This window comes from Paenibacillus sp. Soil750, from assembly GCF_001428045.1.
GTDB classification, from domain to species: Bacteria; Bacillota; Bacilli; order Paenibacillales; family NBRC-103111; genus Paenibacillus_E; species Paenibacillus_E allorhizoplanae.
In genome coordinates, this window is record NZ_LMSD01000040.1 from 465,856 (window position 1) to 485,888 (window position 20,033).

The following is a 20,033-nucleotide window of genomic DNA, read 5'->3' on the forward strand; positions in this document are numbered from 1 at the left end:
TTACCTTATGAATATTTGATAGATTCGTGCCATTAGATGCAAAAAAAACGGCTTGCGCCGTTTTAGGTAGCAGAAATGCCTAAATTATCGCTTAGGAATCTTAATTATTATTTCATAATGATCTTCATGATCTTGTTCTGATGTATTAATATGTAAGCCCGAACTTGAAACCATTTCAACCGACTGTCGAATGGTATTGAGAGCAAGTCGAACATCCTTCGTAAAGGATACACGACGTGACTTCTTAATCTTCGCCGCTTCCTTCAGGAAACTTATTTTGATTTCCGTTTGTTTAACGTTTAATTCTTTGGTGATAATCTCTTCTAGCAATTTGACCTGTTGCTCTTCTTGATCTAAAGCTAATAGAGCCCGTGCGTGACGCTCCGTAATCTTACGTTCCATCAAAGCCATTTTAACAGGTTCGCATAATTGCAATAAACGAATCTTATTGGCGATTGTGGATTGGCTTTTGCCTAAACGCTGTGCAAGGCTTTCTTGCGTAAGATCATGCATCTCTATTAATTGATGATAAGCTGCAGCCTCTTCAATCGCAGTAAGTCCTTCACGCTGCAGATTTTCAATAAGCGCAATGGATGCTGCTTGTGAATCATTAAAGTCCCGAACAATAGCTGGGATCGTATCAAGACCTAACTTTTTCACCGCACGCAAGCGTCGTTCGCCTGCAATTAATTCAAATGTATTATTTTTGACTCGAACAACGATAGGTTGAATAATACCATGTGTTCGAATGGTTTGGCATAGTTCATCGATACGATCATCATCGAATAAAGTTCTCGGCTGATAGGGACTAGGAATAATACTATTTACGGGTATGTTTTTGACCTCATCCGTCGTTGAACGATCTGCAAGGCCAAATAGCTTCGATATTTGTTCTTTCATAGGAAAACTTACCACCAACTCTTCCCGTAGTTTAAGCGATCAGTACAGTTACAATAAACCGATACAACGCCCTGTACAAGGTAAAAAGATCTTTTCGCCATTCCGAGACGATGTCATTCATGCTGTCTGATTCTAGTAAATTTAATCTATCAATTGCGAATATCCAACCACAACATCACAAATAAAAGGTAAGGCGAAGCCAGTATATGACGGGCTTTCACCTTATATAGGTATTCTCCATCGAAGGCCATAATCCTTCTCTACAACAGGTAAGCTGCCAAATGTTTCACGTGAAACATTCCTATTATTTGAAAAGTGGTTCCTTTAAAGGGATCCCTGCTTTTCTAGGATATTTAGCTGGCGTAGCAGCTGTCTTCTGTATCTCCACAAAATGTCTTACGGATTCTTCGATAGGTAGAATCATACGATTAACCTTCGTTACTTTTCCTCGCAGCTCTACTAAACTATAGGAAGAGTCTTTAATCTCATCATCCACTTCGGAACCCTTCATTGCAATGAAAGTCCCTCCACTCTTGGCAAATGGAAGACAGAACTCATTTAGCACTTGCAGTTTCGCAACCGCTCTAGCAGTTACGAGGTCAAAGTGATCACGATAGCGAGGAAGTCTAGCAATGTCCTCTGCCCTACCATGTACACAGTCCATATTCGTCAAACCGAGTTGAGAGACAATTTCTTTCAAAAATAGAATCCGTTTATTCAAAGAATCAACAATAGTAACATGAAGATGAGGAAATGCAATTTTAAGAGGTATACTTGGGAATCCCGCGCCTGAGCCAATATCAGCAAGAGATTTAACCTTCCCCATATCGAAATTGAAAGCCACAGAAAGAGAATCATAGAAATGTTTAAGATAAACTTGGTCTCTCTCTGTGATACCTGTTAGATTCATTTTCTCATTCCACTCTACGAGTGTCTTGTAGTACTGTTCAAACTGATCTAACTGTTCCGTAGAAAGAGTGATATTTTCTTGGGCTAATAACTCTGTGAATTGTTGCTGTATAGCATCCATATCTTTAACCTCTAGCCGCTATGACTCTATTGTAATGTTCGAGATAAACAAGCAAGATAGAAATGTCCGAAGGTGTAACCCCGCTAATCCGAGATGCTTGCCCAATCGAGATTGGACGGATTTTCGCGAGCTTCTGTTTCGCTTCTGTGGCAATTCCATGGATCTCACTATACTCAATATCATCCGGAATCTTTTTCTTTTCCATTTTACGCAAACGATCAACTTGATTACTTTGCTTTTCAATATATCCCGCATATTTTACCTGAATGCCAACTTGCTCCTTCATATCTTCATCTAGGTCAAAAGGAGACATCGTCATTTGTTCAATATGTGTATACTCAATCTCAGGACGACGCAACAAGGAAATCGCTGGAACCGAATTCGTCAATTCCACACTTTCCAAGCTTCGAAGCAATTCTTGAACGTGAGGCTCAGGTTTCACCTTCACTTCAGATAAGCGTTCAATTTCTTGCTCTACAAGCGATTTTTTTTTCAAAAACTTCGCATAGCGCTCTTCGGAAATCAATCCAATTTCATGACCAATCGGCGTCAATCGAAGATCCGCGTTGTCATGACGAAGCAACAAGCGATATTCTGCTCGTGAAGTAAGCAAGCGATATGGCTCACTAGTCCCTTTTGTTACAAGATCGTCAATGAGAACGCCGATATAACCTTCCGAACGATCCAATACAATAGCTTCCTTCTCTTGCACTTTACGCGCGGCATTAATCCCAGCCATAACCCCTTGACCAGCAGCCTCTTCGTATCCAGAAGTCCCATTAATTTGCCCAGCTGTAAATAACCCACTAACCAGCTTCGTTTCCAACGAAGGCTTCAATTGCGTTGGTACTACCGCATCATACTCGATGGCATAACCCGTACGCATCATTTCTACTTTTTCTAGTCCAGGAATAGAACGTAGGATACCCAGCTGTACATCTTCCGGCATACTTGTAGAGAGACCTTGCACATAATATTCTGAAGTACTGTGGCCTTCTGGCTCTAGGAAGATTTGATGCTTTGCCTTATCAGCGAAACGAACAATTTTATCTTCAATAGAAGGACAATACCTCGGTCCAGTCCCTTCGATAGCACCAGAGAACATCGGAGCGCGATGGAGATTGTCATTAATAATTTGGTGAGTTTCTGCAGACGTATAAGTTAACCAGCAAGGCAATTGTTGATTATGATTAGAACCATACTTCGTTTCGAACGAGAAAAACTTCGGTTGCTCATCGCCAGGCTGAATTTCTGTTTTGCTAAAATCAATCGTATCTCCATGAACGCGCGGTGGCGTTCCTGTTTTAAATCGAACCAAGTCAAAGCCTAACTTACGCAAAGACTCCGATAATTTAACCGAGGGTTGTTGATTATTAGGCCCGCTCTCGTACATCAGTTCGCCCATAATAACTTTACCTCGTAAATACGTACCTGTGGTCAAAACGACAGATTTTGCGTAATACTCAGCACCTGTCTTCGTAATCAGACCTTTACAAACACCATTCTCCACGATAAGTTCTTCAGCCATCCCTTGACGCAAGGTCAAATTAGCTGTAGCTTCGATCGTTTCTTTCATTTTGTGCTGATATGAAAATTTATCGGCTTGAGCGCGCAGTGCATGAACAGCCGGCCCCTTGCCAGTATTCAACATACGAAGTTGAATATAAGTTTTGTCAATATTGCGACCCATCTCGCCACCAAGCGCGTCGATCTCACGAACAACATGTCCTTTCGCTGGACCACCGATGGATGGGTTACAAGGCATGAAAGCAACCATGTCTAAATTGATCGTTAATAGCAACGTATTACAACCCATGCGAGCTGAAGCTAAAGCTGCCTCACAACCTGCGTGTCCGGCACCAATAACGATAACGTCATAATTCCCTGCGTGATATCCCATAGAAACGTCCCTCCCTCTTTTATGAAAACGCAAATGCTGTCGATTTTCATTTTCCTAAGCAGAATTGTGTAAAAATTTGATCGATTAGGGATTCACTTACGGAATCGCCGATAATCTCCCCTAACTGCTCCCAAGCAGCCCGGATATCAATTTGAATCATATCAATCGGTACATATTGCTCATTGGCATCCAACGCATCCTGTAAGGAACGTTTGGCCTGCTTCAACAAAGAAATATGGCGAACATTACTCACATATGTCAAATCACTGGATTCGAGCTTTCCTTCAAAGAAAATCGCCGCGATCGCTTTTTCCAAATCCTCAATGCCTTTATTCTCAATCAGTGACAGTTCCACAATACGCTCTTGCGGGAAATAACTGAGCACCTGTTCCACATCTAATTTGCGAACCAAATCAATCTTATTTAAGATAACGAGCGTTTGTTTATCCGCCAACTGCTTCATCAACGCAATCTCGTCGAGTTGAAGCTCGTCGTTACTATTCAGTACCAGTAGAATGAGATCAGCCTCGGCTAAAGCAGTCTTAGACCGCTCCACACCAATCTGTTCGACAATATCTGAAGTTTCGCGAATACCAGCCGTATCAAGCAGCTTCAGCGGAATACCGCCAATATTAACGAACTCCTCAATGACATCCCTCGTAGTTCCTGGAATATCAGTAACAATAGCCCGATTCTCTTGGGCTAATTCATTCAACAAGGAAGACTTCCCAACATTAGGTTTGCCGACAATTGCTGTCTCAATGCCCTCGCGCAAAATTTTACCTTGTTCTGCGGTCACTAATAAACGATCAATATCCAACATGACCGTATCACACTTCGTCTTGATGAACACATTTGTCATTTCCTCTACATCATGTTCCGGGTAATCAATATTCACCTCAACATGAGCCATTAACTCCACCAGGATGTATCGTAAATGCTTAATCTGTTTGGATAAATTGCCTTCCACCTGCTTCAAAGCTACCTTGAAAGCTCGATCGGATTTAGCCCGTATTAAGTCAATAACCGCTTCTGCCTGTGTTAAGTCAATACGACCGTTCAGAAAAGCTCGCTTTGTAAACTCACCAGGTTCAGCTAAGCGAACCCCTTGTACTAGTAATAAATCAAGTACTTTCTTAACGGAGACAATCCCTCCGTGACAACTAATTTCGACAACATCCTCCATGGTGAAGGATCGCGGAGCTTTCATTAACGTAACTAGAACCTCCTCTACCTTTTCGGCGGAAGCAGGTTCTATAATGAATCCGTAATGTACCGTATGCGTGTCAGCAACAGATAATTTCGTTTTTGAGCGGAAAATACGTTCAACGTATGTGACAGAATCCTCGCCGCTCACACGAATAACCGCTATCCCACCCTCTCCAAGCGGTGTAGAAATAGCAGCAATCGTATCATTTAACATAGTATTTGCACCTCGAATTTACCTCATCTTAAAGAAAAAGCAATGACATATGAACCAAGTCATTGCGATCTGTGTTATTTAACAGCGATGACAACCCGACGATTCGGTTCTTCGCCTTTACTATATGTTTTGATAACCGGATGCCCTTGTAATTCCGCATGAATGATTTTACGTTCTTGCGAATTCATCGGCTCCAAAATAACTTCTTTTTTCGACTTAATCACGCGATTAGCCAGTCTCAACGCCAGCTCTTCCAATGTTTTCTTCCGTCGATCACGGAAATTTTCCGCATCTAAGATGATACGGAAATGAGAATTCGCATACCGATTACCAACAATATTAACTAAATACTGAAGCGCATCAAGTGTTTGTCCTCTTTTTCCGATCAAAATACCTAATTCCGAGCCACTCATGTTTAAGATATAGCCTTCACGATCTTTATGTGTATCTATGGTGATGGAAATTTGCATCGCTTCGAACATATCTTGTAAGAAAGCTATCGCTTCCTCAAGTGGATCGGGTATCAATTCGAGCTCAACCTTCGCAACTCTGGATCCAATAAACCCGAACAACCCTCGTGAGGGCTGTTCCAAAATATGAATTTGTACTCGATCCTCCGAAACTTGCCATTGATCTAGACCAGATTTAACTGCTAGTTCAATTGTCTTTCCAGTCACCACGATTTTCTTCATTTCGACAGGCCACCCTTATTATTTTGAGATCCAGGCTTTTTTTGTGAACCAGGAGCACCATAGATGAAATAAGACTGAACGATTGTGAAAATGTTACCGTAAATCCAGTATAACGGAAGCGCCGATGCAAAATTCATGGACATTACAAAAATCATGACCGGGAAAATGTACATTAAGCTTTTCATTTGTTGATTCATTTGGGAAGACATAAACATTTGTTGAATGAACGTCGTAGCCGCGGCAATCAACGGTAAGATGTATAGGTGATCCGGTTTACCAAGATTCAACCACAGGAACGTGTGCTCATGAATTTCTTGGTTACGCATAATCGCTTGATAAAGAGCGATTAGAATTGGCATTTGAACAATGATAGGAAAACAACCAGCTAACGGATTTACACCATTTTGTTGAAATAGTTTCATCGTTTCTTCTTGTTGCTTTTTCGCATCATCTTTATATTTCTCTTTAAGCTTCTTCATTTCAGGCTGCAGATCCTGCATCCGTTTAGAGCTTTTGTATTGCTTAAGCGTAAGCGGCAAAATAATCAATCGAATAATCAATGTAACAACCAAGATGGATAATCCATATTGACCCCATAGATGATCGGCGAACCAGTCAAGCGTTTGTGAAAGCGGGTACGTAAAGTACTTAGTGAAAAAATTAGCCGTGTTCGGATCGATTGGCGCTGATGCTGCACTTGACGGGCTACATCCGGACAAAAGTAAAATCACCGAAGACAGTGCTACTAGCATATAAATTCGACGAGTCAAAATGAGATCCTCCTAAATGTCTTTTCCAAGATAAACTATAACACATCTTCAGTCCGCAAGGAAATATTGCGTCACTTTTTTAATGCGTCATTTTTTTTATATAAAGAAGCTTTACGAATGACATGCCAGATGCTCTTCTCCATGTCTGCGTAAGCCATATCAACAACCGGTTTTCTAGCCAGCAGAATGTAGTCATATTGAGGCGTCATGTTTTCTTTTTTCAACCGAATAATTTCTTTCATCATTCGTCTCAAACGATTACGTACAACTGCATTTCCTATTTTCTTGGAAACCGATACACCGAAACGAAACGCTTCTGCTTTCGGCTGCGGCAAATAGTATAGAACGAATTGCTGATTAGCCATCGATTTCCCATAGCGATACACCTTACTAAAGTCTTCTCTTTTTGCTAACCGATATAGTTTCTCCACAGCCATGTACACTCCAGACAGATCACATTCATTAGTTGAAAGAACACTACATATCTAATCTAGTTTTAACAAAACCAGTTCAATGTAAACCGACGTTCCAAATGCAAAAAAAAAAGCCCCTTTCGGAGCCTCTTCTTACGCGCTAAGAACTTTTCTTCCTTTAAGACGACGAGCTTGTAGAACTTTACGACCGTTCTTCGTGCTCATTCTTTTACGGAAACCATGGTTCTTCTTACGCTTTCTCGTATTCGGGTTAAATGTTGGACCCATCTATAGCACCTCCCTACCTGGCTGAGGATATCCATCCTACAAAATTTCTACTACTCATTAAATCATTTTCACAGAAGAAAGTCAACCTACCCAAGTGTGCAGTATTTGGATGGCGGAAAACCTCGATAACGTCAAAAAGAATAAGCTGTGTATAAAGTTTTGACGAGAAAGAACAAACTTTGTCGAAAATCAACAGAATATCAACAATATCTTGTGTTGTGAACAATTTCTACCCACAAGTTGTTGTTATTGTGGATAATGCGAAACAATCCGTTGATTAACAAGGTATCTTTTGTTAAGATAGTAATGTTTCTGCTGTGGATATACACCACTAATCCTCCGAGTTATCAACAACCTGTGGATAATAATGTGCACAAACTTCCCTCTACAAGAATAAGTCATTTCTGCTGATCCTTAGTAATGTGGATAAAACCGACAAAAGTCATCCTTTTTTGACCCCACCAGACACTAGATTCTTTTAGACGATATTTGGGCATACTAAATGCTAACTACCAATTTTTCGAGATTCCAACGTGAGTTATTTGTTTCACGTTTTATCCATAAATCATAACCATGTTTCTCCTGGCCTATGCCACATGTTTGATTCAAAAGGAGTGAAGTACTGTGGAAGGCCATTCTACGGACCTTTGGCAACAAATTTTAACGATTATTCAAACGAAGCTCAGTAAACCAAGTTTCGACACCTGGCTTAAATCGACGAAGGCCACTGTATTCAACGATTCAACAGTCATTATTTGCGCACCTAATAATTTTGCGCAGGAGTGGCTTGAGAGTAGATACACGAAGCTAATCGAAGGAACGATCTACGATTTTACGGGAAAGCATGTATCCGTTAAATTTATTATCGAAACCGAAGATCAGAAGTCACAATCGATGCAAGCCATTCAACCCGTTGTCATTCCCCCCAAAGGTCCAGCCATTGTTGCTGGTGAAGAAAACTTTACAAGTATGATGAACGCTAGGTATACATTTGATACCTTCGTCATTGGATCTGGTAACCGTTTTGCTCACGCTGCTTCTCTCGCCGTAGCTGAAGCGCCGGCCAAAGCGTATAATCCCCTCTTTTTATACGGGGGCGTTGGACTAGGTAAAACACATCTCATGCATGCGATCGGACATTATGTACTTGAACATAACCCTGGCTCTCGGGTTCTATATATATCCTCCGAAAAGTTCACGAATGAATTTATCAATGCAGTCCGTGATAACCGCGGGGAAGGCTTTCGTAACAAGTATCGAACCATTGATGTACTGCTCATCGATGATATTCAATTCCTTGCGGGGAAAGAAGGAACGCAGGAAGAGTTCTTCCACACATTTAACGCGCTTCATGAGGAAGGAAAACAAATTATTATCTCAAGTGACCGTCCGCCTAAAGAGATTCCAACCCTGGAAGATCGGTTACGTTCACGATTTGAATGGGGACTTATCACAGATATTCAACCGCCAGATTTAGAAACACGAATCGCTATTTTACGCAAAAAGGCTAAAGCCGAGAATCTAGAGATTCCGAATGAAGCTATGATCTATATCGCGAACCAAATTGATACGAATATCCGAGAGCTGGAGGGTGCGTTAATTCGTGTTGTCGCTTACTCTTCCCTTATTAATCAAGATATTAGCGTACATTTAACGGCTGAAGCGTTGAAGGATATCATCCCATCGAACCGACCAAGAGTCATTACGATACAGGATATTCAAGCACGAGTTGGAGAATTCTATGGTTTAAAGCTCGAGGATTTCAAAGCGCGTAAACGAACAAAAGCCGTGGCATTCCCAAGGCAAGTAGCGATGTACCTTGCACGGGAACTCACAGACTTCTCTTTGCCGAAAATCGGAGATAATTTTGGGGGCCGCGATCATACGACTGTCATACATGCGCATGAGAAAATTGTGCAGCAGCTCAAAGTGGATCAAGAATTATATAAGATTGTCCATAACTTAACGGAACGCATCAAAAACCCCTCTTAATAACATCACTTTTTCCATAAGCCTATGCACAATCTATTCACATGTGGATAGGCTTGCTCTATCTCAGATTCATCCACATATCCACATATCCAGAGCCCCTACTGCTATTACTAATAAAGAATGTTATTATATAATGATTATGCTAACGCACCGTAAAAAAAGAACTGCAGGAGTGAAGTCATGAAATTAACTATCCTAAAAGACCATTTAATCGAATCCATTGGTCACGTTTCCAAAGCCATATCCTCTCGAACAACGATACCCATTCTTACAGGGATCAAAATAGATGCAACCTTAAGCGGTGTTACGCTAACAGCTAGTGATACCGACATTTCCATTCAAAGCTTTACGGCAAGTGAAAACAGCACCATTAAAATTATTGAACTTATTCAAGCTGGGAGCGTTGTACTTCCCGCTAAATTTTTCGTTGAAATCATTCGTAAGCTGCCAGCGCAATTAATCGAAATTGAAGTAAAAGCTAACTTCCAAACGATTATTCGTTCAGGTTCTTCCGAAATTCAAATCATGGGCCTAGATCCAGATGAGTATCCGCTGCTTCCTGAAATCGAAGAGAGCAAAATGCTTCGTTTACCAAGTGATTTGCTTAAAACAATGATTAAACAAACGTCTTATGCCGTATCCACCAATGAATCGACACCTATTCTTACAGGGGTTCTTTGGAACATTTCAGGTGATAAGTTGAAATTTATCGCATGTGATCGTCATCGCCTGGCAAGTAGAGAAGTCACCGTTGATAACGAACAAGCACAAAACCTGCCTAATATCGTTATTTCAGGACGTACACTGAATGAGTTAAGCAAAATTTTGCCTGATCAAAACACCCTTATAGATATAGTTATTGCGGACAACCAAGTTTTATTCAAAATTCAATCAATTTTATTTTATTCGCGTATTTTAGATGGGACTTACCCAGATACGTCTAAGCTCATTCCGCAATCCTTTCAAACGGAAATGGTTGTTCCAACAAAGGAATTGGCTGAAGCGATCGACCGTGCCTACCTTCTCTCCAAAGAGGACAAAACGAATATTGTTAAAATGATGATGCTTGAAGACAAAACCATCGAAATTTCGTCGAGCTCCTCCGAGCTAGGTAAAGTAACCGAACAAATTGCCCTGCAGCATATTGTTGGTGACTTACTTAAGATTTCGTTTAACTCCAAATATATGTTGGATGCACTGAAGGTACTCGACTCCGAATTTATTCAAATTGGATTTACGGGAGCTATGCAACCGATCATTATGAAACCGCAAGATTCGACGAATATTTTGCAGTTAATTTTGCCATACCGAACAACGAATTAAGGGAGCGCTCGTTATGAAACAAATAGTTATCAACACTGCATATATTACACTTGGGCAGTTTTTGAAGTTATCGGACTGCATATCCACAGGTGGACAAGCTAAATTTTTTGTTGTGGAAACCAAAATCGAAGTGAACGGGCAAGCTGAAAATCGCAGAGGTCGGAAACTTGTGCCGCAGGATATCGTCAAGGTAGAAGGTTTTGGACAATTCGAGGTCATAAGCTCCTGATCGGAATACCCAGGAGGATGATCGGCCATGTTTCTAAATAAACTCGTACTCAGTCATTATAGAAATTACGATCATGTTGAATTAACAACATCGAATAACGTGAATATTTTCGTTGGACCCAACGCACAAGGTAAAACGAATTTGCTGGAATCCATCTATGTGATGGCCATGACCAAATCGCATCGTACCCACCAGGACAAAGAACTGATTGGCTGGAACGGTGAGCAAACGCTGCTGCATGCAGAGATTCAGAAATTGTACGGGAACTGTAAGCTGGATCTCTCCATCTCTTCCAAGGGGAAAAAAGCGAAGATTAATGGTCTTGAGCAAAAAAAGCTCAGTAATTTTATTGGAGCATTGAACGTTGTCATGTTTGCTCCGGAGGATTTAGAGATTGTCAAAGGAACGCCTGGCATAAGACGACGTTTTCTTGATATGGAAATCGGCCAAGTACAGCCCTCCTATATTCACGACTTATCTCAATACCAGAAAATCTTGGTGCAACGGAATAATTATTTAAAGCAAAATTACCCAGGAAAAAGCACACCTGACGCCATGTTGGACATCTGGAATGAACAATTAGCACAGTATGGTGTTAAAATTATGAAAAAGCGTCAAAACTTCATAAAGAAGCTTCAAAAATGGGCGGAGAATATCCACAGAGGGATAACGAACGACAGTGAATCGTTAGTGATTCGCTACTCCCCTTCTTTTGACATGGAGCCATTTGAAGATGAATCTGTTTTATTAAACCAATTTATGATAAAGTTATCTTTGGTGAAAGATCAGGAATTCCGAAGAGGTGTAACTTTAGTAGGCCCTCATCGTGACGATCTTCTCTTTTTCATAAATGACAAAGAAGTCCAAACGTACGGTTCCCAAGGTCAGCAGCGTACAACCGCGCTATCACTCAAGCTAGCAGAAATTGAGCTCATTCATGAAGAAGTCGGCGAGTATCCTCTGCTATTACTAGATGATGTCCTATCGGAACTGGATGAATATAGACAGACACAGTTAATTCGCACGTTTCAGCAGAAAGTCCAAACGTTTATTACGACAACAGGTCTAGAGAGTGTTCATTTGGATCAACTGGATCATGCTTCCGTGTTTCATGTTTTGAAAGGAAATGTAAGCGGCAGGAGCTGAGAAGCATGTTTATTCATTTGGGTGGAGAGAAAATCATTAGAGCGTCTGAATTGATTGCTATATTTGATATTTCGATTGAGAAGTCGTCTAAAATATCAAAGCAGTTCATTGGGCAAGCAGTCAAAGATAAAAGAACCGAGCAAATCGGTGAGGAAGATTGCAAATCACTGGTCGTGACGAAAAGTAAGGTGTATTATTCCCCGATCTCCTCAACAACGCTCAAAAAAAGAGCTAATCAGTTATTGACGAATTAACTTCTTTTAATATAAAAAAGCAGGTGAAGAGTAGCATGTCTGTGAATCAAAATGCGTACGATGACAGTCAGATTCAGGTTCTGGAAGGTTTAGAAGCCGTTCGCAAAAGACCGGGTATGTATATTGGTTCAACCAGTGCCCGAGGACTGCACCATCTCGTTTGGGAAGCTGTAGATAACAGTATCGATGAAGCCCTGGCCGGTTTTTGTACAAAGATTGATGTGATTGTCCATAAAAATAATAGCATATCCGTTATCGATAACGGACGTGGGATTCCTGTTGGTGAAAATGCCAAACTGAAAAGACCGACACTCGAAGTTGTTCTTACCGTGCTTCATGCTGGTGGGAAATTCGGTGGGGACGATTCTGGTTATAAAGTTTCAGGGGGACTTCACGGGGTTGGTATCTCTGTTGTAAATGCGTTGTCAGAGCTGCTTTTGGTTCAAGTTAAGCGTGAAGGCCAAATTCATCAACAAGAGTATCGTCGCGGTGTGCCTCAATATGATGTGAAAATCATCGGAGAAACGGAAGAAACAGGTACGACAGTTACATTCCAACCGGATCCAGAGATTTTCAAAGAAACAACTGAATATGATTTCGACACGTTGCAATCCAGGATTCGCGAGCTTGCTTTCTTGAATAAAGGCATCGAGATTAACTTAATAGATGAGCGTACGGATACGGTGGCAACGCATATGTACGAAGGCGGTATTGTGTCCTTTGTACAGCATTTAAATCGCAACCGTGAAGTCGTCAATGAATTGCCGATCTATGTTGAAGGTGCTAAAGACAATATTTCGATCGAGATCGCATTACAGTACAACGATAGCTATACCGAAAACATTTACTCTTTTGCTAACAATATCAACACACACGAGGGTGGAACGCATGAATCAGGATTCAAGAGCGCACTGACGCGGATCCTAAATGACTACGCCCGTAAAAATAATTCGATCAAAGAAAGCGACTCGAATCTATCTGGAGATGACGTGCGCGAGGGTCTTGCTGCGATTATTTCTGTGAAAATTCCAGAGCCTCAGTTCGAAGGTCAAACAAAAACGAAACTTGGTAACAGCGAAGTTCGTGGTATTGTGGAATCCCTTTTCGCAGAGAAACTGCAAGAATTCCTTGAAGAGAACCCAGCTGTAGCTCGCAAAATCCTTGAAAAAGGTATTCAAGCTGCTAGAGCAAGAGAAGCAGCACGTAAAGCCAGAGAATTGACTCGCCGCAAAAGTGCGCTTGAAGTTAGTGCCCTGCCAGGTAAACTAGCAGATTGCTCTTCCAAAGACGCTTCAATCAGTGAGATTTACATTGTAGAAGGTGACTCTGCAGGTGGTTCAGCTAAGCAAGGACGTGATCGTCATTTCCAAGCGATTCTGCCTCTGCGCGGTAAAATTTTGAATGTAGAGAAAGCACGCTTGGATCGTATCTTATCCAATACCGAAATCCGTGCCATGATTACAGCTTTCGGTACAGGAATCAGCGATGATTTCGACATTTCCAAGGCACGTTATCACAAAATTATCCTCATGACGGATGCCGATGTGGATGGTGCGCATATTCGTACCTTGCTACTTACCTTTTTATATCGTTACATGAAAAAACTAATTGAGACTGGCTATGTGTATATTGCACAACCACCACTCTTTAAGCTTGAGCGTAATAAAACGATTCGATATGCGTATAACGAGAAGCAACGTGAAGTCATTATGCAAGAGTTCGGTGAAGGCGTGAAAGTCAATGTCCAACGTTATAAAGGACTTGGCGAGATGAATCCGGGCCAGTTATGGGAAACAACCATGGATCCGGAAAGCCGTACACTCCTCCAAGTGACGATCGAAGATGCTATAGAAGCGGATACACTCTTTGATTCATTGATGGGCGATAATGTAGAGCCTAGACGTGATTTTATCGAGGAACATGCGAAATACGTGAAAAATTTAGATATCTAACGTCGTCCGAGACGTTGCAAACGATGTAAGCTTTCAGGAGGAACATTCATGAGCGAAGAATTACATTCGCAAGTCAAAGAAATTGACATTTCGACCGAAATGCGTACATCCTTCTTAGACTATGCGATGAGTATCATTGTCAGTCGCGCACTGCCAGATGTTAGAGACGGTCTGAAACCGGTTCATCGTCGTATCTTGTTTGCGATGTCTGAACTAGGTATGTCTCCAGATAAGCCACATAAGAAATCAGCGAGAATCGTTGGTGAAGTTATCGGTAAGTATCATCCACACGGTGATACCGCTGTGTACGAAACCATGGTTCGGATGGCACAAGATTTCTCCCTGCGTTATATGCTTGTTGATGGGCATGGGAACTTTGGATCCATCGACGGTGATATGGCAGCAGCCATGCGTTATACCGAGGCTCGTTTATCGAAGATTGCTATGGAGCTTCTTCGTGATATTAACCGAGAGACAATCGATTATAAACCAAACTACGATGGCGAAGAAAATGAACCCGTTGTTCTCCCTTCTCGTTTCCCGAACTTACTCGTTAACGGTAGTTCAGGGATTGCCGTAGGTATGGCAACGAATATTCCTCCACATAACCTAAGAGAGGTTATCGAGGGTATTCAGATGATGATCGAGAATCCAGATGTCACGTCTATGGAATTAATGCAAGCGATCAAAGGACCGGATTTCCCAACAGCCGGATTCATTCTTGGACGCGAAGGCATCAGATCAGCCTATACCACAGGTAGAGGCTCCGTTACGATGAGAGCTAGAACGGTCATTGAAGAGAATAATAATAAGGCTAGAATCATTGTGAATGAGCTGCCTTATCAAGTAAATAAAGCAAGATTAGTAGAGAAAATTGCTGAGCTTGTGCGTGAGAAGAAGATCGATGGCATCACGGATCTTCGAGATGAGTCAGACCGCAACGGGATGCGTGTAGTTATTGAGCTGCGACGCGATGTTAATCCTAACGTCGTTCTGAATAACTTGTTCAAACAGACCGCTATGCAATCTAATTTTGGAATCATTATGCTCGCTCTCGTCAACGGAGAACCAAAAGTTTTGAATCTTCGTGAGATGCTGCATTATTATCTAAAACATCAGCAAGAAGTTATTCGTCGTAGAACCGAATTTGATCTGCGTAAAGCGGAAGCTAGAGCGCACATTTTAGAAGGTTTACGTATTGCACTTGATCACTTGGATCAAGTCATTGCATTAATTCGCTCTTCTCGTACAACGGATGAGGCGAGAGAAGGACTCATGACGACATTTAATCTGAGCCTGGATCAAGCACAAGCCATTCTCGATATGCGTTTACAGCGTTTGACTGGGTTGGAACGTGAGAAGATTGAAGCGGAATATGCGGAACTCATGAAGAGAATAGCCGAGCTTAAAGCGATTCTTGCCGATGAGCAGCTGATTCTTGCGATCATTAGTGAAGAACTAAATGAAATTAAAGAAAAGTTCGGTGATGACCGACGTTCTGAGATTACAGTTGGTGAAGAAAGCATTGAGGATGAAGACCTTATCCCACGTGAAGATGTCGTTATTACGATAACGCACACTGGCTATATTAAGCGCCTACCGGTTACGACGTATCGGAACCAGAAGCGTGGAGGACGCGGTGTCGTCGGTATGGATACAAAAGATAATGATTTCGTGGAACATTTGTTCGTAACAAATACACATCATTATCTCATGTTCTTTACGAATAAAGGGAAAGTCTACCGTTTGAAAGCTTACGAGATTCCAGATTTGAGCCGTACAGCTCGTGGTACACCAATTATTAACTTGATTCAAATCGAACAAGGGGAAACCGTTAATGCGGTAATTCCTGTTGAAAGCTTTGAAACAGAACAATATCTGTTCTTTGCAACCAAGCAAGGGGTCGTTAAGAAAACACCAATTGATGATTATTCAAACATTCGTAAAGGCGGTTTAATTGCCATTAATTTACGAGAAGATGATGATCTCATTGGTGTGAAGCTTACGGATGGTAACCAGGGTATTATCATGGGGACTAAGCTAGGGATGTCCATTCACTTCCCAGAGAGTGATGTGCGTTCAATGGGCAGATCGGCTACGGGAGTAAAAGGTATTCACTTGGATGATGAGGATGCTGTTATCGATATGGACGTTGTTCATGAAGATAATAGTGTACTAATCGTAACATCCAAAGGCTTTGGTAAGCGGACACCTGTTTCCGAGTATCGGATTCAATCACGTGGCGGTAAAGGGATCAAAACTTTAAATGTCACGGAGAAGAACGGTCCGATTGTCGGCCTTAAAGTGGTGCAAGAAGATGAGGATCTGATGATTATTTCAGCATCGGGTACTGTCATCCGTACAAGTATGGACGGCATTTCTGTCATGGGGCGTAATACGCAAGGTGTTCGTCTGATTAACATACGTGAAGATGACGAAGTAGGGACGTTGGCTCGCGTTCAGAAGAATGAAGAACAGAACGAGTCTGAGGAAGACGGCGACTGGGAAGAGTCAGCAGAAGCGACGGAGTCAGAAGAATGAGAAAAACCTCTATCGATGTAATTCGAGGATGAGCGACCGCGGTTTAAATGTTGTTTTTATCGCCAATAAGAATTTGTTCTTCCTAATTACCGGAAGCTCCTAAATTCTTATGTGGTAAATTCTAGGGATGGGGCTTACAAACCCATCCCTTTTACTTTACAATAAGAAGTATACGAAATAGTAAGGTGAGTGAATGACCGTGCCGACAGTAGCCGTTTCGCAATTAAAATATGGTGAAAGATTAGGCGATATTGTAATAACCAAGATGGGGAATACGCTTTTTCACAAAGGAAGAATCATTCAGGAGAGGGAAGTCGAAATTCTGAAAGCATTTCTCATTCCTTCTGTTTATATTGAAGTCAAGAACGGCAATGAAGTGGAGCAAGTGAGTGAAGAGCCAAAAGTGAAAGAAGTTGAGGTTGTTCATCCGTTTTATGCGGAGTATCATAATATGGTGAAACTGCTAAAGAGAGTATTTCTTCTTGCGAATGGCGGACAACAGCTTCCTATCTTAGAAATTCGGACAGGCCTCGAAACGCTTATTCGACATATTGATGCTTATAAAGTGCTCACCTTCACACCTAAGAATCGGAATTTACATGAGTATATTTATCATAAAAGTATTTTAGTAAGCTTAACCTCGTACTCCTTAGCAAGATGGGCAGGTCTTCCGCAGAAGGATTTACTTCAAATCGCAATGGCAGGTTTACTTCACGATATTGGTACTAGCAAAGTGGATCGCACACTGCTAGAGAAGAAGACGCCTTTAAATGCTTCAGAAATGGACGAGATTAAGCAGCATACACTGATTGGCTATCAGATTCTTAAGAATATGTCTGGCATTAACGAAGGTGTTAAATTAACAGCTCTTCAACATCATGAAAGAGAAGATGGTTCAGGCTATCCGCTCGGCGTAAAGTCTGACAAGATTCATGTGTATGCCAAAATTATTGCTATTGCTGATATCTATAATGCGATGACGAATGAGCGCTACTACAAACCTGCTCTATCGCCTTATGCAGTATTAGAGCAATTGCTGAATGAATCCTTCGGTAAAGTAGATCCTACACTTGTCCAAGTCTTCATGAACAAATCTACGCAAATTAGTAACGGAACGCTTGTGAAACTAAGTGACAACCGCGTCGGTGAGATCGTGTTCTCTGATCGCTCACATCCTACAAGACCATGGGTTAATGTCAATGGTACAATTATTAACTTAACCGTTGAAAGAAATCTATTTATTCAAGATGTGATTGGCCATATTTAAAATGCTATAATCAACCTTCACTCGCTGAGAGTGAAGGTTTTTTTAGTGTAAAATAGAACTTGCAATCCTGTTAGGTATTTGTTATATTACTCCTTGTCGCTTCGGCGGTCGAACGAAAGAACAGAAGAAATCGAAAAAAGTTCTTGCAATCGAGTAGGCCGATGTGGTATATTAATCAAGTCGCCTTTGAGGGGCGAAGGATTAATAAGGAAATAATTGATCTTTGAAAACTGAACAACGAGTGAGTAAGCACAGTCGAGTAATCGACTTCAAATGAGCAAGTCATCTTTCTATTATGGAGAGTTTGATCCTGGCTCAGGACGAACGCTGGCGGCGTGCCTAATACATGCAAGTCGAGCGGGTTTATCCTTCGGGATAAGCTAGCGACTATTATGGAGAGTTTGATCCTGGCTCAGGACGAACGCTGGCGGCGTGCCTAATACATGCAAGTCGAGCGGGTTTATCCTTCGGGATAAGCTAGCGGCGGACGGGTGAGTAACACGTAGGTAACCTGCCTTTAAGACTGGGATAACTATCGGAAACGATAGCTAAGACCGGATAACTGGTTTTCTCGCATGAGAGAATCATAAAACACGGAGYAATCTGTGGCTTRAAGATGGGCCTGCGGCGCATTAGCTAGTTGGTGAGGTAACGGCTCACCAAGGCGACGATGCGTAGCCGACCTGAGAGGGTGAACGGCCACACTGGGACTGAGACACGGCCCAGACTCCTACGGGAGGCAGCAGTAGGGAATCTTCCGCAATGGACGCAAGTCTGACGGAGCAACGCCGCGTGAGTGATGAAGGTTTTCGGATCGTAAAGCTCTGTTGCCCTGTGTGACGGTATAGGAGAAGAAAGCCCCGGCTAACTACGTGCCAGCAGCCGCGGTAATACGTAGGGGGCAAGCGTTGTCCGGAATTATTGGGCGTAAAGCGCGCGCAGGCGGTCATTTAAGTCTGGTGTTTAAKCCYGGGGCTCAACCCCRGTTCGCATCGGAAACTGGATGACTTGAGTGTARGAGAGGAAAGTGGAATTCCACGTGTAGCGGTGAAATGCGTAGAGATGTGGAGGAACACCAGTGGCGAAGGCGACTTTCTGGCTTATAACTGACGCTGAGGCGCGAAAGCGTGGGGAGCAAACAGGATTAGATACCCTGGTAGTCCACGCCGTAAACGATGCATACTAGGTGTCGGGGATTCGATTTCTCGGTGCCGAAGTTAACACAGTAAGTATGCCGCCTGGGGAGTACGCTCGCAAGAGTGAAACTCAAAGGAATTGACGGGGACCCGCACAAGCAGTGGAGTATGTGGTTTAATTCGAAGCAACGCGAAGAACCTTACCAGGTCTTGACATCCCGATGTAACRCCTAGAGATAGGYGCCCTCTTCGGAGCATTGGAGACAGGTGGTGCATGGTTGTCGTCAGCTCGTGTCGTGAGATGTTGGGTTAAGTCCCGCAACGAGCGCAACCCTTGATCTTAGTTGCCAGCACTTYGGGTGGGCACTCTAGGATGACTGCCGGTGACAAACCGGAGGAAGGTGGGGATGACGTCAAATCATCATGCCCCTTATGACCTGGGCTACACACGTACTACAATGGTCGGTACAACGGGAAGCGAAGCCGCGAGGTGGAGCCAATCCTTATAAGCCGATCTCAGTTCGGATTGCAGGCTGCAACTCGCCTGCATGAAGTCGGAATTGCTAGTAATCGCGGATCAGCATGCCGCGGTGAATACGTTCCCGGGTCTTGTACACACCGCCCGTCACACCACGAGAGTTTACAACACCCGAAGTCGGTGGGGTAACCCGYAAGGGAGCCAGCCGCCGAAGGTGGGGTAGATGATTGGGGTGAAGTCGTAACAAGGTAGCCGTATCGGAAGGTGCGGCTGGATCACCTCCTTTCTATGGAGACTCG

The 20,033-nt window shown here is 42.4% G+C and carries 16 protein-coding genes and 1 rRNA gene; 9 read left to right on the forward strand and 8 right to left on the reverse strand.

The window, feature by feature from the left end:
* Positions 1 to 84: 84 nt before the first annotated feature.
* From noc to rpmH, 8 genes are all read right to left on the reverse strand, one after another.
* On the reverse strand, positions 85 to 900 hold the full coding sequence (gene noc, locus ASL11_RS29485; RefSeq protein WP_056622673.1) for a nucleoid occlusion protein: 816 nt from the start codon (positions 898 to 900) through the stop codon (positions 85 to 87).
* A gap of 304 nt (positions 901 to 1,204) precedes the next feature.
* A complete protein-coding gene (gene rsmG / locus ASL11_RS29490; protein WP_056622675.1) occupies positions 1,205 to 1,930 on the reverse strand; it encodes a 16S rRNA (guanine(527)-N(7))-methyltransferase RsmG in 726 nt (241 codons plus the stop codon).
* A gap of 4 nt (positions 1,931 to 1,934) precedes the next feature.
* On the reverse strand, positions 1,935 to 3,830 hold the full coding sequence (mnmG, locus tag ASL11_RS29495) for a tRNA uridine-5-carboxymethylaminomethyl(34) synthesis enzyme MnmG (protein WP_056622678.1): 1,896 nt from the start codon (positions 3,828 to 3,830) through the stop codon (positions 1,935 to 1,937).
* 46 nt (positions 3,831 to 3,876) lie between these two features.
* On the reverse strand, positions 3,877 to 5,253 hold the full coding sequence (gene mnmE / locus ASL11_RS29500) for a tRNA uridine-5-carboxymethylaminomethyl(34) synthesis GTPase MnmE (RefSeq protein ID WP_056622680.1): 1,377 nt from the start codon (positions 5,251 to 5,253) through the stop codon (positions 3,877 to 3,879).
* Between the two features lie 74 nt (positions 5,254 to 5,327).
* Positions 5,328 to 5,945 (reverse strand): RNA-binding cell elongation regulator Jag/EloR, encoded by a 618-nt coding sequence (gene jag, locus ASL11_RS29505; RefSeq protein WP_056622682.1) that lies wholly within the window; start codon positions 5,943 to 5,945, stop codon positions 5,328 to 5,330.
* Positions 5,942 to 6,715, reverse strand: coding sequence for a membrane protein insertase YidC (gene yidC / locus ASL11_RS29510; protein WP_056622684.1), 774 nt, complete (start codon positions 6,713 to 6,715; stop codon positions 5,942 to 5,944). Before yidC ends, jag begins: the two co-directional genes overlap by 4 nt.
* 71 nt (positions 6,716 to 6,786) lie before the next feature.
* Positions 6,787 to 7,146, reverse strand: a complete 360-nt coding sequence (rnpA, locus tag ASL11_RS29515; protein ID WP_056622830.1) for a ribonuclease P protein component — start codon at positions 7,144 to 7,146, stop codon at positions 6,787 to 6,789.
* 135 nt (positions 7,147 to 7,281) lie between these two features.
* Positions 7,282 to 7,416, reverse strand: a complete 135-nt coding sequence (rpmH, locus tag ASL11_RS29520) for a 50S ribosomal protein L34 (protein ID WP_028557239.1) — start codon at positions 7,414 to 7,416, stop codon at positions 7,282 to 7,284.
* A 624-nt stretch (positions 7,417 to 8,040) separates the two neighbouring features.
* On the opposite strand from rpmH, the gene dnaA reads away from it, so the two are divergent.
* The 9 genes from dnaA to ASL11_RS29565 all read left to right on the forward strand — a co-directional run bounded on the left by dnaA (position 8,041) and on the right by ASL11_RS29565 (position 20,020).
* Positions 8,041 to 9,408 (forward strand): chromosomal replication initiator protein DnaA, encoded by a 1,368-nt coding sequence (gene dnaA / locus ASL11_RS29525; RefSeq protein WP_056622690.1) that lies wholly within the window; start codon positions 8,041 to 8,043, stop codon positions 9,406 to 9,408.
* 180 nt (positions 9,409 to 9,588) lie between these two features.
* Positions 9,589 to 10,731, forward strand: coding sequence for a DNA polymerase III subunit beta (dnaN, locus tag ASL11_RS29530; RefSeq protein WP_056622692.1), 1,143 nt, complete (start codon positions 9,589 to 9,591; stop codon positions 10,729 to 10,731).
* Between the two features lie 13 nt (positions 10,732 to 10,744).
* Positions 10,745 to 10,960, forward strand: coding sequence for a S4 domain-containing protein YaaA (gene yaaA / locus ASL11_RS29535; RefSeq protein ID WP_056622694.1), 216 nt, complete (start codon positions 10,745 to 10,747; stop codon positions 10,958 to 10,960).
* A gap of 27 nt (positions 10,961 to 10,987) precedes the next feature.
* Complete coding sequence (gene recF, locus ASL11_RS29540) at positions 10,988 to 12,106, forward strand: DNA replication/repair protein RecF (protein ID WP_056622696.1); 1,119 nt, start codon at positions 10,988 to 10,990, stop codon at positions 12,104 to 12,106.
* A 5-nt stretch (positions 12,107 to 12,111) separates the two neighbouring features.
* A complete protein-coding gene (gene remB, locus ASL11_RS29545; protein ID WP_056622698.1) occupies positions 12,112 to 12,360 on the forward strand; it encodes an extracellular matrix regulator RemB in 249 nt (82 codons plus the stop codon).
* A 35-nt stretch (positions 12,361 to 12,395) separates the two neighbouring features.
* Positions 12,396 to 14,312 (forward strand): DNA topoisomerase (ATP-hydrolyzing) subunit B, encoded by a 1,917-nt coding sequence (gene gyrB, locus ASL11_RS29550; protein WP_056622700.1) that lies wholly within the window; start codon positions 12,396 to 12,398, stop codon positions 14,310 to 14,312.
* Positions 14,313 to 14,360: 48 nt separating this feature from the next.
* A complete protein-coding gene (gene gyrA / locus ASL11_RS29555; protein ID WP_056622711.1) occupies positions 14,361 to 16,853 on the forward strand; it encodes a DNA gyrase subunit A in 2,493 nt (830 codons plus the stop codon).
* 199 nt (positions 16,854 to 17,052) lie between these two features.
* The gene (locus ASL11_RS29560) at positions 17,053 to 18,120 is read left to right on the forward strand and encodes an HD-GYP domain-containing protein (RefSeq protein ID WP_056622840.1); all 1,068 of its coding nucleotides are present in this window, start codon (positions 17,053 to 17,055) and stop codon (positions 18,118 to 18,120) included.
* Between the two features lie 389 nt (positions 18,121 to 18,509).
* A 16S ribosomal RNA gene (locus tag ASL11_RS29565) occupies positions 18,510 to 20,020 on the forward strand.
* Positions 20,021 to 20,033 lie beyond the last annotated feature (13 nt).